Annotated in this window: 12 protein-coding genes; 11 read left to right on the top strand and 1 reads right to left on the bottom strand. The window is 71.2% G+C overall.

Annotation, left to right across the window (positions count from 1 at the left end):
- The first annotated feature begins 57 nt into the window (after nt 1-57).
- The 8 genes from HS041_RS07540 to HS041_RS07505 all read left to right on the top strand — a co-directional run bounded on the left by HS041_RS07540 (nt 58) and on the right by HS041_RS07505 (nt 6,180).
- A complete protein-coding gene (locus tag HS041_RS07540) occupies nt 58-414 on the top strand; it encodes a BlaI/MecI/CopY family transcriptional regulator (RefSeq protein WP_196439765.1) in 357 nt (118 codons plus the stop codon).
- Complete coding sequence (locus HS041_RS07535) at nt 411-1,337, top strand: M56 family metallopeptidase (protein ID WP_196439764.1); 927 nt, start codon at nt 411-413, stop codon at nt 1,335-1,337. Before HS041_RS07540 ends, HS041_RS07535 begins: the two co-directional genes overlap by 4 nt.
- Nucleotides 1,338-1,418: 81 nt before the next feature.
- Nucleotides 1,419-1,964 (top strand): helix-turn-helix domain-containing protein, encoded by a 546-nt coding sequence (locus HS041_RS39730; RefSeq protein WP_196439763.1) that lies wholly within the window; start codon nt 1,419-1,421, stop codon nt 1,962-1,964.
- Nucleotides 1,965-1,967: 3 nt separating this feature from the next.
- A complete protein-coding gene (locus HS041_RS07525) occupies nt 1,968-2,444 on the top strand; it encodes a hypothetical protein (protein ID WP_196439762.1) in 477 nt (158 codons plus the stop codon).
- Nucleotides 2,445-2,621: 177 nt separating this feature from the next.
- A complete protein-coding gene (locus tag HS041_RS07520) occupies nt 2,622-2,957 on the top strand; it encodes a DUF2516 family protein (protein ID WP_196439761.1) in 336 nt (111 codons plus the stop codon).
- A 96-nt stretch (nt 2,958-3,053) separates the two neighbouring features.
- Nucleotides 3,054-3,569: a GNAT family N-acetyltransferase gene (locus HS041_RS07515; protein WP_307845199.1), complete on the top strand. Its 516-nt coding sequence runs from the start codon at nt 3,054-3,056 to the stop codon at nt 3,567-3,569.
- Nucleotides 3,570-3,674: 105 nt separating this feature from the next.
- Nucleotides 3,675-4,679 carry a LacI family DNA-binding transcriptional regulator gene (locus HS041_RS07510; protein WP_196439760.1) on the top strand — a complete coding sequence of 335 codons (1,005 nt, stop codon included), beginning with the start codon at nt 3,675-3,677 and terminating at the stop codon, nt 4,677-4,679.
- Nucleotides 4,666-6,180 (top strand): serine/threonine-protein kinase, encoded by a 1,515-nt coding sequence (locus tag HS041_RS07505; RefSeq protein ID WP_196439759.1) that lies wholly within the window; start codon nt 4,666-4,668, stop codon nt 6,178-6,180. The genes HS041_RS07510 and HS041_RS07505 overlap by 14 nt, the downstream gene beginning before the upstream one ends.
- Nucleotides 6,181-6,271: 91 nt before the next feature.
- On the opposite strand, the gene HS041_RS07500 is transcribed toward HS041_RS07505, so the two are convergent.
- Nucleotides 6,272-6,646, bottom strand: a complete 375-nt coding sequence (locus tag HS041_RS07500) for an STAS domain-containing protein (RefSeq protein WP_196439758.1) — start codon at nt 6,644-6,646, stop codon at nt 6,272-6,274.
- Nucleotides 6,647-6,947: 301 nt separating this feature from the next.
- Between HS041_RS07500 and HS041_RS07495 the strand changes: the two genes are divergently transcribed.
- From HS041_RS07495 to HS041_RS07485, 3 genes are all read left to right on the top strand, one after another.
- Entirely contained in the window at nt 6,948-9,224 is a 2,277-nt protein-coding gene (locus HS041_RS07495; protein WP_196439757.1) for a glycoside hydrolase family 6 protein, read from the top strand.
- 290 nt (nt 9,225-9,514) lie between these two features.
- Nucleotides 9,515-12,457 carry a glycoside hydrolase family 48 protein gene (locus HS041_RS07490; RefSeq protein ID WP_196439756.1) on the top strand — a complete coding sequence of 981 codons (2,943 nt, stop codon included), beginning with the start codon at nt 9,515-9,517 and terminating at the stop codon, nt 12,455-12,457.
- A gap of 161 nt (nt 12,458-12,618) precedes the next feature.
- Complete coding sequence (locus HS041_RS07485) at nt 12,619-15,150, top strand: glycoside hydrolase family 9 protein (protein WP_196439755.1); 2,532 nt, start codon at nt 12,619-12,621, stop codon at nt 15,148-15,150.
- Nucleotides 15,151-15,247: the final 97 nt, after the last annotated feature.

Raw genomic sequence — 15,247 nt, 5'->3', positions numbered from 1 at the left:
GACCGAACTCGACAGCCCGTAGTACTACCCGTCGTGGTAGGGAGCTAGTCTTACAGTGTGAAGGGTCTCGGTGAACTTGAGCGCAGCATCATGGACGTCATCTGGGCGCAGCCCTCGGCGGTGACGGCCCGTGAGGTCGGACGGCTCATCGCGGAGCGGGATCTGGCGCCCACGACGGTGATGACGGTGCTCGACCGGCTGACCCGCAAGGGCTTCCTGAAGCGCACCCGCGACGGGCGCGCGTGGCGGTACGAACCCCAGGAAAGCCGCGACGGCTACATCGCCGAGCTTATGCTTGAGGCGCTCGACCTGACCGGCGACCGGTCGGCCGCCCTCACTCGCTTCGCCCAGGCCGTCTCCGGCCCCGAGGCCGAGATCCTGCGGAGAGCGTTGACGGAGCTGGAGGACGAGTGATCACCGCGGCAGCCCTGGCGTTCCTCGCCCTGGTCTGCGCGGTCGGAGCCTGGCGGCTGGTCAGGGCGCGGTGGACCTACCGCGCCCCGCACGTGGCCATCGTCCTGTGGCAGGCGCTGGGGGTGACCTGGGGTCTGGCCGGGACCGGCGCCCTGCTCTCCTACGCCCTGGAGCCCTACGGCCGGGGCGTCCTGTACGGCCTGCACGCCTTCGCCGTCTCGGCGATCGACGGCGGGTATGGCCCGCCCGAGCCGTACGACCTGCCGAGGATCTTCGCCTTCATCGCCGGGCTGACCGCATTCACCGTCCTGGTCGTGGTGCTCCTCACCGCGGGCGCGCAGACCCTGCGGGCCCGCCACCGCCACCGCACGCTGCTGGCGCTCGTCTCCGGCGAAGATCCCGAGGTCCCCGGCGTGCGGGTGGTCGACCACCCGGCCGCGGCCGCCTACTGCGTACCCGGTCTCCGCTCCCAGGTCGTGGTCAGCAAGGGGACCCTGCGCCTTCTCTCCCCGGCCGAGCTGACCGCGGTGCTGGCCCACGAGGCCGCCCACGTCCGCGAGCGGCACGACCTGGTGTTGCTGCCGTTCGCCGCGCTGCGCAGGGCGCTCCCCTTCTCCCGCACGGTCAGGGACGCCCAGCGCGAGGTCGGCCTCCTGGTCGAGATGGCCGCCGACGACGTCGCCCGGCGCTACTGCTCGCCCCGCCGGCTGGCCACCGCCCTGCTCCGCTTCGGCACCGCGGGCGCCATCCCGACCCCGCACGGAGCGCTGGGCGTCGCCGCCCCCTCCTCCGCCGTGATGGCCAGGGTCGAGCGCCTGATCACCCCCGGCCCCGTGCTGCCCCGCCGGATCCGCTACGGCATCGTGGCCTTCTCCCTCACGCTGACCGCCTCCGCCCCGCTGCTCTGGGTGATGCCTCACTGACCCTCATCGGATGGGCCGTAGTGCTAGCAAGCGTTAACCAGTCTGTTTGCAATTGCAAGCAGCGTGGGGCAGACTGAGGGCATGGCACTACCCAAGGTCGGCTCGATCGGTGAATACATCCGCGAGCAGCGCACGCAGGCGAAGATCTCACTTCGCCAGCTCGCCGCGGCGGCGGGGGTCTCCAACCCCTATCTCAGCCAGATCGAACGCGGGCTCCGCAAGCCCAGCGCGGAGATCCTCAACCAGATCGCCAAGGGTCTGCACATCTCCGCGCAGGCGCTCTACGTCCAGGCCGGGCTCATCGAGGACCGCGAGCCGGACAGCGACGTGCTGACCGCGATCAGAGCCGACACCCTCATCACCGAGCGGCAACGCCAGGTGCTGATCGATATCTACGAGTCGTTCCGCAAGGAGAACCGGCCCGGGGCCCCGGACGAGGATGCGCGGACCGCCAAGAACGCGCATCCCACGCCGGAGCCCCACGGGAATGACGCCGGCTCCTCGCCGGACGACGAGGCGCCGCTGCCCGAGGAGCTGCTCACCGCGCTGAAGTCCTTCACGGAGACGTCAGCGCCCCCAGCCCCCGCGGCCAACGGCCACGTCACACCGGAAACGAAGGAAGGTTAACCCATGACTCTGGCCACCGAGGTCAAGAAGCTGACCGACTCCAAGCCGTTCTACGCCGTCGCGGGCGCGGGCGACTTCGCCGTGGAGAAGCTCCGCGAGCTGCCCGAGCAGCTCCAGAAGCTCCAGGGCCGCCGCGAGGAGGTCCGTGAGGTCACCCGGGAGCTGCCGGAGAAGGCCAAGCAGTTCGCGGGCCGGGCCGAGGGCTACGCCCGGCAGTTCGGCGACCGCGCCGAGGAGTACGCCAAGGACTTCCCCGAGAAGGCCCGCGGCTACGCCGACCAGCTCACCGCCAAGGCCGCCGAGCTCTACGAGGAGTTCGCCACCCGCGGACGCAAGGTCGTCTCCAAGGTGAGCGGTGAGGCCGCCCTGGAGCTGGAGGAGGTCTCCGAGGCCGCCGAGCCCGCGATCGCCGCCGCCCCCGCCCCCCGCAAGAACACCCGGGCCCCCAAGTCCTCGGCCAAGACCACCACGACGGCCTGACCCCGCGTCGCGCGGGGACGTCCCGGACCGCGCGTCCGCAGGCTCCCGAAGACCCGTCCCGGCACGCCGGGGCGGGTCTTCCCGGCCGTACGGGGACGTACGCTGATCCCTTACCGGTGGGCGGGCGATATCGCCTAGGCTGATACATGTCGGCAGGGCGAACGTGTTGGAGAGACCATGTTCCAGATCTACGGCGTGCTGGACCTGATCTTCTGGATCCTGGCCATCATCGCGTTCGGCATGTCCGCCTGGGCTCTGTTCCACGCGATCCGGACCCCGGCGCGGGCGTTCGCGGTCGCCGGCAAGCAGACCAAGAAGCTGTGGACGATCATTCTGGGCTTCGCGACGCTGTTCGCGTTCGCCTCGGCCGTGGGCTACTTCGGAATCGGTTTCGGACAGCTCAACATCTTCGTCATCGCCGCGGTCATCGCCGCCGGGATCTACCTCGCCGACGTGAAGCCCGCCGTGAGCCAGAGCAAGGGCGGCAGCTCCGGGCCCTACGGCCCCTGGTAGACCCCCGGCGGGCCCCGTCGGGTTGCCCCGCCCGGCCCGGACCGGTAAACACACCGGGTGATGTTCGCGAGCAAGCCCACACTCACCGGAGAGCGCGTGACGCTCAGGCCCGTCGGCCCCGAGCACGTCGACGGCCTCTGGGAGCTGGTCAACGACCCGGAGACCACGCGGCTGACCGGCTCGCACGGGTCGATCGACCGCGAGGCCGCCGCGTTCTGGTACGGCTCCCGCGGCGAGCACGACGACCGGCTGGACCTGGCGATCTGCACCGCCGAGGACGACGCCTACGTCGGCGAGGTGGTGCTCAACGAGCTGGACACCGCCAACCTCTCCTGCAACCTGCGGATCGCGCTGGTCGGGCCGAGGGCGTACGGCAGGGGCTACGGCACGGAGGCGATCCGGCTCGTGCTCGGCCACGCCTTCGCCACCACGGACCTGCACCGGGTCGAGCTGGAGGTCTACGCCTTCAACGACCGGGCCGCGCACGTCTACCGGAAGATCGGATTCGTCGAGGAGGGCGTGCGCCGCGACGCGCTACTCTGGGGCGGCGAGTGGCACGACGCGATCCTGATGTCGATCCTCGCACCTGACTGGGAGGTCAAGCGAGTTTGACAGACATCTAGTGATTTTTCCGAAATATCTGTTGACTCCAGCGAAACAATGCTACGTTCTCTGGGAGCGCTCCCACCTGCACGACATTTAGGTGTGGAGGAAGTTATGCCCGACGTTCCCACCCTCGCCCAGGTCGCCGCCGAAGCGGGCGTCTCCCCCGCGACGGCGTCCCGAGTCCTTACCGGTTCTGTCAGGGTCGCCACGTCGACCCGACGGCAGGTGCACGACGCCATCTCGCGACTCGGTTACGTACGGCACCGCGCTCCCCGTGGCGGAACGGGACGGCGCTGCGACCAGACCGTGACCGTGGTGGTCTGCGAACCCGCGCAGCGGCTGTTCACCGAACCCTTCTACGCCAGGATGATCACCGCCGCCGAGGAGGTGCTCGCCGGTCACGGCATCCCGCTCACAGTGATGACGGTCCCCCCGACCGGCTCCACCATCGCCACCCCGCAGCTCGTCTCCGGAAACGTCGACGGCGTCCTGCTGATCGGCGCGCGGGAGCGGCACCCGCTCGTGGTGACGCTGGCCGCCTCCGGCATCCCGGTGCGGAGCGCGGGCCGCCTGCCCGACGGCATCGACCTGCCCTACGTGGACATGGACAACCAGGACGGGGGCAGGCAGGCCGCCGAGCACCTGCTCCTCGGCGGGAGGCGGGCCATCGCCGCCATCGCGGGACCGCCCGGACTGCCCGCGGCCCGCGACCGGCTCGACGGCTTCACCCGCACGCTCGCCCTGGCCGGGATGGCCGGGATCCCGGTGGCCTACGGCGACTTCACCCACTCGTCGGGGGCGCACGCCGCGCAGTGGCTGCTGCGCAGGATGCCCCGCCTGGACGCGATCTTCGCCGCCTCGGACGTGATGGCCGCGGCCGCGGTGCAGACCCTGCGCCGGGCCGGCCGCCGGGTGCCCGACGACGTGGCCGTGATCGGCTTCGACGACGCGCCCATCGCCCGCCACACCTCTCCGACGCTGACCACGGTGCGCCAGCCCGTGGAGGAGTACGCCGCGCTGGCCACCCGGTTGCTGCTGCGCACCATGAGCTCGGGTGAGATGTCCAGGAACAACCCCGTGTTACCGACGGAGCTGGTGGTCCGTGAATCGGCCTGACACCGCCGCCGGCCTGAGCACCGGCGACCTGCTCACCCGCCGCTACCTGCTGATGGAACCCATCGGCAGGGGCGGCATGAGCGTCGTCTGGCGGGCCTACGACCAGATCCTGGAACGGATGGTCGCGGTCAAGATCCTGGACGGGGATCTCGGCGGGGACCGGGAGCTCATCCGGCGCGAGGCCCGCGCCACCGCGCGCCTCATCCACCCCGACGCGATCGAGATCTACGACTACGGGGAGACGGTCACCGCCCGCGGCCGCCTCGCCGCCTACGTGGTCATGCGCCTGCTCCAGGGGCGCCCGCTGGCCGACCGGATCGCCGAGGGCCCGCTGCCGTGGGCGGAGGCCGTGGCGGTGGCCGGGAGGCTGGCCGCCGTCCTGGCCACCGCCCACGAACGGGGCATCGTCCACCGGGACGTCACCGCCGAGAACGTGCTGCTGACCGCGGACGGCGCCAAACTGCTCGACTTCGGCATCGCGGCGCTCGCCGGGGAGGAGGACGACCCCACCTGCGAGTACGGCACGCCTCCCTACGTGGCGCCCGAGCGGCTGACCGGCACGGCCGCCGATCCGGCGGGTGACGTCTACGCGCTCGGCGTGCTGCTGTTCGAGATGCTCACCGGTGCCGCGCCGTACCCCGAGCGGACCTGGGAGGAGATCGAGGGCGCCCGGCGGGACGGCCCCCCGCCCGCCGTCCACGTTCCCGGGCTGCCTGCGGAGGTGGCGGCGCTGTGCCGGCGCTGCCTGTCGCACCGGCCGCAGGACCGGCCCGGGGCCCGGGAGGCCGCCGCCGTTCTCTCGGACCTCCTCTCCGTTCTCCCGGACGCCTCCGCCGGGGGCCGGACGAGGGCCAGGACCGCCGTGCTCCGGCCGGAGCACCCGGCCGGAGTTCTGGAAGGACCGGGGACGGCACGCATCCCGGTGGCGGCCGCCACGCGGGGCTGGAGCCCGTTCCGGGCGGTGATCACGGTGGTCGCGTCGGTCGCCGCGGTCGCCGCGTCGGGCCTCCTGTGGGTCCAGGTCACCGGCGTCCCCCGCGAGCCGTCCGGCTCCGCCCTCGGCACGGCCTCGCCTGCGGCCCCCTCCTCCACGGCGGAGCCCTCAGCCGCCGGGTCGCCCTCGCCGGGACCGGAGGCGGACGCCCGGACCCCACCCGGCGGCGAGCCGACCGCCGGACCGACGAGGGAACCGGCCCGCAGGACGATCGTGAAACCGACCTCGCCGGTGGTCATGGTGGAGGCCACGCGCGCGCCCACGCTCGACCAGAGCGTGCGCAGCTTCAACGCCCTGCTGGCCAGGGGGGCGAAGGCGGGGGAGATCCGTCCGGACGTGGCGCTGGATCTGCGGCAGGTGCTGGCCGGCAGCGTCTGCTGCGCCCGCGACCTGGCGCCGATCCGGGGGAAGATCGCCGACCGGTACCGGGAGGGATCCCTTCCCGGTCCGCTCCGGGAGGCGCTGGACGACCAGTTGGAGGTCGTGGCGAACGCCCTTGCCGGCTGAGCCGGTCCGGCCGGACGCGGCGGGGTCGCAGCGTCCGCCGCACCCCACCGCGTCCGGCCGTCCGGTGCGACCGCGCGGCTGCGGGCGGGCTCTACGCGACCGTGGGGGGCGAGGAGCGCCGGGTGGGGGCGTGGCTCAGGGACTCCGCGACGGTGGGGTCGGTGGGGAACGCGTCGCTGAGCCGGGTGAGCTCCAGCAGACGCTGGAGGAACCCCCTGACGCCCGCCAGGCGCAGCCAGCCGCCCGCCTCGAAGGTCCGGCGCAGGCCGGACAGGAGCAGCCAGACCCCGGTGGAATCGCAGAAATCCAGCTCCGACACGTCGGCGATGAGATGGATGTGCCCGCCCGCGAGCAGGTCCGTCAGCGTCTGCTCCAGTTCCGGAGCCGAAACCTTGTCCAGGTCGCCCGCGATCGATACGACGACGCAAGCACGGTAGTGGGTGACCTGGATGGACAACTTCGTCATGGTCGCCTGCCTATGAGCCTGGCCGCGGGAACGGCGTGATGGTGCGACAGGCGCGAGGGCCAGTTAAGGTCAACGTACAGGGACGATCAAGAGCACACAGCCCCTGAGTCCCGACAATATGAGGATACTTGCCATTCGCGGGCACGCTCACCGCTCATGGGCCCTCCTCTTCCATCGTTTGTCGTGTCTTCGCAGGATGAATCCATAGAAGCCATATGAAGCGGCAAAAGTCACAAAGCTGTTCGAAGGGCGTCTTGGCCATTCCTTTATGATCCTTGGGTCACGTTCCGACAGGGGGCTCATGGACGAGCTGAAGGACAACGATCCGCGCCGGATCGGGCCCTACACCGTGCTCGGCAGGCTCGGCCGGGGCGGGATGGGCCTGGTCTATCTCGCCCGTGACGAGGCCGGCGCCCAGGTGGCCGTCAAGGTGGTCCACGCGCACCTCGCGGACGATCCCGGATTCCGGAGCCGGTTCCGGCAGGAGGTGGCCGCCGCCCAGCGGGTCGCCCGATTCTGCACCGCTCCGGTGCTCGCCGCCGACGTGGACGGGGCCCTGGCCTACCTGGTGACGGAGTTCGTGCCCGGCCCCAGCCTGGAGCAGGCCGTCCAGACCGGCGGTCCGCTGACCGGCTCCAGCCTCGACGGCCTGGCGGCCAGCATCGCGGTCGCGTTGCGGGCCATCCACAGGGCGCAGGTCGTCCACCGCGACCTCAAACCCTCCAACGTGCTGCTCTCCCCGGTCGGGCCCAAGGTCATCGACTTCGGCATCGCCCGGCTGGCGGAGAACCTCGGCAAAGTCAGCAGCGTTCTGGTGGGCACCCCCGCGTTCATGTCGCCGGAGCAGGTGAAGGGCGAGCCCGCCACCCCGGCCTCGGACGTCTTCGCCTGGGGCGGGGTGCTCGTCTTCGCCGCCAGCGGTCACGGCCCCTTCGGCACCGGCGCCGCCCCGGCGCTCCTCTACCGGGTGGCGCACCACGAGCCCGATCTGTCCGGGCTGCCCGGCCACCTCCTCCCGCTCGTCACCGCCGCCCTCGCCAAGGACCCCGCCGACCGCCCGACCCCCCAGGATCTGCTGGACGAGCTCAGCGCCGGTCCGGTGGACGCGGACGCGACGCCTCCCCCGGGCCGGGTCGCCGTGGCGGCCCGTCCGGACGTCCTGCCTGCGCCGGAGGAACCGGGAGCGACCGGCGGGCCCGCCGGTCCGAGCACGCACGATGCCGAGACGGGAGAGACGGGGCGTGTCCGGGGAGGCGGCGCCGGGACCGGCACCCACGGCGCGATGATCGCCGAGGGGAGCCCCGGCCGGTCCCGGACACGGCTGTGGGCGGGCGCGGGAGCGGTGCTGAGCGTCTTCGCGGTCGCGGTGACGCTGCTGGTGGCCTCGCGATCCGAAACGGTGGACGGCTCCTCCCGGTCCTCCCCGCCCGCCACGGCGGACTCCCGCACGACGGCACCGGGGACGGCACCGGGGACGGCCGGGGGGCGCGCCACGCCGTCCGCCGCAGCCGCCGTAGGGCCCTTCGGCGCCTCCGGGCACAACCCCCTCGACGAGGGAGGTGTGCGGTTCTTCAACCCGCCGGACAGCGGCGCCGCCCGGCAGGCGGAGTCATGGGCGGCCTCCGGGCGGCACGAGCAGGACGTGGAGCTGATGCGGATGCTCTCGGCGGTTCCCCGGGCCATCTGGCTGAAGGGCACCGCCGCCGAGACCCGCCGGACCGTCTCCGCCACCGTGGAGGAGGCCTCCCGGACCGGCTCCGTCCCCATCTTCGTCGTCTACAACCTGCCCATGCGGAACTGCCAGGCGGCCGGCGCGAAGGACGGCTCCGCCTACCGCGCCTGGGTCCGGGAGATCGCCGAGGGGATCGGCGACGCCCGGGCGGTGCTGATCCTGGAGCCCAACAGCCTCGGGAACGTCCCCGGCACCGAGGGGTGCGGCCGGGGAGACGACGAGGCCGCGCGCGAGCGGTTCCGCAGCCTCGCCTACGCCGTCGGACGGTTCGGGGAGCTGCCCCGCTCAGCCGTCTACCTCGACGGCAGTTTCGAGAAGTGGCCCCCGCTGAGCACGATCGCCCACCGGCTCGTCGAGGCGGGGATAGACGGGGCCGACGGCTTCTTCCTCAACGTCGGCGCCTACCAGCCCACCGGCGGCCTCGTGGAGTACGGCACCCGGCTGGCCAAGTGCGTGCACGTCCAGGTGACGGCGCGGACGAACGACTGCCTCGACGCGGAGATCGGGGCGGCGCCGGACGACCCGGCCGTGCTTCCGCACTTCGTGATCGACACCAGCCGGAACGGCCGGGGCGAGTGGATTCCCGACGAGATCTATCCGAAACCTCAGACGTGGTGCAACCCTCCCGGCCGGGGCGCCGGCCTCCGGCCGGCGACGGTGACGAACGCGGAGCTGGTCGACGCCTACCTGTGGATCTCCGACCCCGGCCTCGCGAACGGGCCGTGCACGCGCGGCACCGTCGGCCCCGAGGATCCGGTCTACGGCGTGGAGACCCCGCGCCCCGGGACATTCTGGCCGGAGCTGGCTCTGGAGCGCGCCAGACTGGCCAATCCGCCTCTGCCCTGACGGTTCCCGTCCCCATGCGGCCGGCGGAGGCCGGCGGAGGCCGAGGTGTGAGCGGCGTGATCGCATCTGAAAGTTTCACGTTCCGGAAAGCCCGCCCACCCGGGTGCAGCGGTCTGACCGGCACCGGAGGGAAACCCCCGCGCAACCCGACGGACACACCATTGACATCCTCCCGGCGCTCTCCAGAATCCCTTTTGGGAGCGCTCCCACAGACCTTCGCCCTTACTTGATCCGGCGCGACGCCTCTACCAGCGGAATCGCAACGAGTCACCCCTGGAGGACCCTTTCCCATGGACCGATACCCCACGAGAGCGGGAGCGCTCCCACACCCCAGGAGGCGGAGACGCGTCGCGACGCTGGCTCTCCTCAGCCTGGCGGCCGGGACGACCACCGCGCTGGCGGCCTCCCCCGCCCACGCGGCCGTCGCGTGTGACGTCGCCTACTCCACCAACGACTGGCAGGGCGGGTTCACCGCCAGCGTCACGATCAAAAACCTGGGCGACCCGCTGGACGGCTGGACCCTCGGTTTCGACTTCCCGACCGCCACGCAGAAGGTGATGCAGGGCTGGAGCGCGACCTGGGCGCAGGACGGCGCCTCGGTCACCGCCAAGAGCCTGGACTGGAACGGCAGACTCGCCACCGGCGCCTCGACGAACATCGGCTTCAACGGCAGCTGGTCGGGGAGCAACCCCAAGCCGGACGCCTTCACGATCAACGGCGTCGCCTGCGGCGGCGGGCCGGGCAACCAGGCCCCCGCGGTGAAGCTCACCAAGCCGGTCGCCGGGGCGAGCTTCACCGCTCCCGCCACGGTGGAGATCGCCGCAGACGCCTCCGACGCCGACGGCACGGTGGCCAAGGTCGAGTTCTACAGCGGCAGCACGCTGCTGGGCACCGACACCAGCGCGCCGTACTCCCACAACTGGACCGGCGTGCCGGCCGGCGACTACTCGATCACCGCGAAGGCCACCGACGACAAGGGTCTGGCGAAGACCTCCGAGCCGGTCGGGATCAGCGTGAAGGCCGACACCGCGCCCGCGGTGGTCCTCACGCCCGCCACGGTCGCCGTGCCCGAAGGCGGCTCGGAGACCCTCTCGGTCAAGCTCTCCAAGGCCCCGGCGGCGAACGTCACCGTGACGACCGCCAGGACGAGCGGGGACGCCGACCTGTCCGTCGGCGGCGGGGCGTCGCTGGTCTTCACCCCGGCCAACTGGAACACCGCCCAGACGGTGACGGTCAGGGCCGCCGAGGACGCCGACACGACCTCCGGCAGCGCCGAGTTCACCTCCACCGCCACCGGCCACACCGCCGCCAAGGCGACCGCGACCGAGGTGGACAACGACACCCCCGGCGGGGACAACGAGTACATCAAGCGCTTCACCACGATGTACAACAAGCTCAAGGACCCGGCCAACGGCTACTTCTCCCCCGAGGGCGTGCCGTACCACTCGGTCGAGACCTTCCTGGTCGAGGCGCCGGACCACGGGCACGAGACCACCTCCGAGGCCTACAGCTACTACCTGTGGCTGGAGGCGGCCTACGGCAAGGTGACCGGCGACTGGAGCAAGTTCAACGCGGCCTGGGCCTCGATGGAGAAGTACATCATCCCGGCCACCGCCGACCAGCCGACGAACTCCTTCTACAACCCCTCCAAGCCCGCGACCTACGCCGGCGAGTGGGACGACATCAAGCAGTACCCGTCCAAGCTGGACGGCGGCGTCTCGGTCGGCGTGGACCCGATCGCAGGCGAGCTGAAGAGCGCCTACGGCACCAGTGACGTGTACGGCATGCACTGGCTGCTCGACGTCGACAACACCTACGGCTTCGGCCGCTGCGGCGACGGCACCACCAGGCCCGCCTACATCAACACCTACCAGCGCGGCCCGGAGGAGTCGGTCTTCGAGACGATCCCCCAGCCGTCCTGCGACACCTTCAAGCACGGCGGCAAGAACGGCTACCTGGACCTGTTCACCGGGGACGCCTCCTACGCCAAGCAGTGGAAGTACACCAACGCCCCCGACGCCGACGCCCGCGCCGTCCAGGTCGCCTACTGGGCGCACACCTGGGCCAAGGAGCAGGGCAAGGAGTCGCAGGTCGCCTCCTCGGTCGCCAAGGCCGCGAAGATGGGCGACTACCTGCGCTACGCGATGTACGACAAGTACTTCAAGAAGCAGGGCTGCACCAGCACGTCCTGCCCGGCCGGCACCGGCAAGGACAGCTCGGCCTACCTGCTGAGCTGGTACTACGCCTGGGGCGGGGCGATCGACACCTCCGCCGGCTGGGCCTGGCGGATCGGCTCCAGCCACAACCACTCCGGCTACCAGAACCCGATGGCCGCGTGGGTGCTGTCCAGCGTGGACGCGCTCAAGCCCAAGGGGGCGACCGCCGTACAGGACTGGGACAAGAGCCTGGACCGGCAGCTTGAGTTCTACCGCTGGCTGCAGTCGAGCGAGGGCGCGATCGCGGGCGGCGCGACCAACAGCTGGCAGGGCCACTACGCCACGCCGCCGTCGACCCTGCCGACCTTCTACGGCATGGCCTACGACTGGCAGCCGGTCTACCACGACCCGCCGTCCAACCAGTGGTTCGGCTTCCAGGCCTGGTCCATGGAGCGCGTGGCGGAGCTGTACTACGCCACCGGCAACGCCGACGCCAAGGTCGTGCTGGACAAGTGGGTCAAGTGGGCCACCGACAACACCACGATCAACGCCGACGGGACCTACCAGATCCCCTCGACGCTGGTGTGGACCGGCCAGCCCGACACCTGGAACCCGTCCAACCCGGGCTCCAACTCCGGGCTGCACGTCAGCATCAGGGACTACACGACCGACGTGGGCGTGGCCGGCTCCTACGCCAAGGTTCTGATGTACTACGCGGCCAAGTCCGGCGACACCAAGTCCCGGGACATCGCCAAGGGCCTGCTCGACGGCATGTGGAAGAACAACCAGGACGCCAAGGGCGTCTCGACCACCGAGACCAAGGCCGACTACAGCCGGCTCAACGACCCGGTCTACGTCCCGGCGGGCTGGACCGGCAAGATGCCCAACGGCGACGTGATCGACAGCAACTCCACCTTCCTGTCCATCCGGTCCTTCTACAAGAACGACCCGGACTGGCCGAAGGTGGACGCCTACCTGAAGGGCACCGGCCCCGCGCCGACCTTCACCTTCCACCGGTTCTGGGCCCAGGTCGACGTGGCCGTGGCCCTGGCCGAGTACGGCCGGCTCTTCCCCTGACCGGCCGGCCGGTCCCCCGGACGGGCCCGGGCAGGTCTCTCCCCTCTCCGGCCTGACCGGTGCCCGCGGGCGGGACCGGCCCGACACCCCGGGGCGCGGCGGCACCCCTGACCTGCCGCCGCGCCCCGGGCACCACCTTCTCTGCGAGAGGCACCCCCCTTATGAAGAGATCCCTGGCGGTGCTCGCCCTGGCGGCTCTGGCGGCCGTTCCGCTGCCGGCCGCCACCGCGGCCGCCGCCACCCTGACCGCCGCCGCGCCGGAGTTCAACTACGGCGAGGCGCTGCAGAAGTCCATCTGGTTCTACGAGGCCCAGCAGTCCGGGAAGCTGCCGAGCTGGAACCGCGTCGGCTGGCGCGGCGACTCGGCCCTGGACGACGGCAAGGACGCCGGACTGGACCTGACCGGCGGCTGGTACGACGCGGGCGACCACGTGAAGTTCGGCCTGCCGATGGCGGCCAGCACGACCATGCTGGCCTGGGGCGCGGTGGAGTACCGGGACGCCTACGCCTCCTCCGGGCAGCTCACCCACCTGCTGAACAACCTGAAGTTCGTCAACGACTACTTCATCAAGGCCCACCCGTCGGCGAACGTGCTCTACGGCCAGGTCGGGCACGGCGGCAGGGACCACGCCTGGTGGGGCCCGGCCGAGGCGATGCCGATGGACCGGCCGGCGTTCAAGATCGACGCCTCCTGCGGCGGGTCGGACCTGGCCGGGGAGACGGCGGCGGCGATGGCGGCCTCGTCGATCGTCTTCCGTCCGACGAATCCAACTTATGCCGACACTTTGGTGAAGCACGCGCGGGAGCTGTACACCTTCGCCGACACCGTGCGCAAGAAGTACAGCGAGTGCATCACCGACGCCCAGGGCTACTACAACTCCTGGAGCGGCTACAACGACGAGCTGGTCTGGGGCGCGATCTGGCTGCACCGGGCCACCGGCGAGAGCTCCTACCTGGCCAAGGCCGAGTCCGCCTACGACAGCCTCGGCACCGAGCCGCAGTCCACCACCAAGTCCTACAAGTGGACGATCGCCTGGGACGACAAGTCCTACGGCGCCTACGTGCTGCTGCACAAGCTCACCGGCAAGCAGCGCTACCTCGACGACGCCAACCGGTGGCTGGACTACTGGACGGTCGGGGTCAACGGGCAGCGGATCAGGTACTCACCCGGCGGGCAGGCCGTACTCGACCGGTGGGGGTCGCTGCGCTACGCGGCCAACACCTCGTTCGCAGCACTCGTGCACTCCGACTCGATCACCGACACCACCCGCAAGGTGAGATATCACGATTTCGCCAAGCGGCAGATCGACTACGCGCTCGGCGACAACCCCCGCAACTCCTCCTACGTGGTCGGCTTCGGCGCCAACCCGCCGAAGAACCCGCACCACCGCACCGCGCACGGCTCCTGGACCGACCAGATCACCAACCCCGCCGAGACCCGCCACACCCTGTACGGCGCGCTCGTCGGCGGTCCGCCCGACCCGGACGACGCCTACACCGACAAACGTGACGACTACGTGATGAACGAGGTCGCCACCGACTACAACGCGGGCTTCACCAGCGCGCTGGCCCGCCTCTACGGCGAGTACGGCGGAGCCCCCGCGGCGGGCTTCCCCGCGAAGGAGACCCCCGACGGACCCGAGATCTTCGTCGAGGCCGGGGTGAACGCCACCGGGAGCGCCTTCACCGAGATCAAGGCGATCGTCCGCAACCAGTCCGCCTGGCCCGCGCGGAACCTGACCGACGGCTCCTTCCGCTACTACTTCACCCTCGACGGCGAGACCACCGCGAGCCAGGTCACCGTCTCCTCCGCCTACAACCAGTGCTCGCCCCCGACCGGCCCGACCCCGCTCTCCGGCAAGGTCTACTACGTCACGATCGACTGCTCCGGCACCTCGATCTCCCCCGCAGGCCAGTCACAGCACCGCCGGGAGGTCCAGTTCCGGATCGCGAGCACCGGCGCCTGGGACCCGGCCAACGACTGGTCGTACGAGGGCGTGTCCACCACACCGGGCTCGACCCCGGTGCGGGTGGACAACATCACGCTCTACTCCGGGAGCACCAGGATCTGGGGCAACCCGCCCGGTGACGAGCCGCCGCCGGACGACGAGGTCGCGCCCTCGAAGCCCGGCGAGCCCGCCGTCTCCGCGATCACCGGGAGCACCGCCCGGCTGACCTGGGCCGCTTCCACCGACAACGTGCGGGTCACCGGCTACGACGTCTACCGGGGCGGCACCAAGGTCGGCACCGCCTCCGGCACGTCCTTCGACCTCACCGGCCTGTCCCCCGCCACGGAGTACACCGTGCACGTGGTGGCCCGGGACGCCGCGGGCAACTCCTCCGAGGCGTCGGAGCGTACGGCGTTCACCACGACCGACGCCCCGGCCGGGGGCTGCTCGGCCGTCTACAAGGTGACCAACTCCTGGCAGGGCGCCTTCCAGGCCGACGTCACCGTCACCAACCAGGGCAGTTCAGCCATCAAGGGCTGGACCGTCACCTGGAAGTTCGCGAACGGCCAGGTGATCAGCCAGCTCTGGAACGGCGCGCACACCCAGACCGGCGCCGACGTCTCCGTCAAGAACGTCGCTTGGAACGGCGCGCTGGCCCCGAACGCGTCGGCGTCGTTCGGCTTCACCGCGAGCCAGAACGGCACCAACGGCCTCCCTGCCGCGGTGACCTGTACCGCGAGCTGACCCTCCCCGGCCTCCCGGTCCTTCCGGGGCGCCTCCCACGAACGCCGGCCGGGCGCAGCGGACCCCTCCGCCCGGTCGGCCCCCTTCCCCCTCAAGG

Origin of the sequence: Planomonospora sp. ID67723, assembly GCF_015711605.1 — a bacterium.
Classification (GTDB): Bacteria; Actinomycetota; Actinomycetes; order Streptosporangiales; family Streptosporangiaceae; genus Planomonospora_A.
The sequence above is the reverse complement of the archived record's forward strand: the minus strand, read 5'-3'. Positions and strand labels throughout refer to the sequence as shown.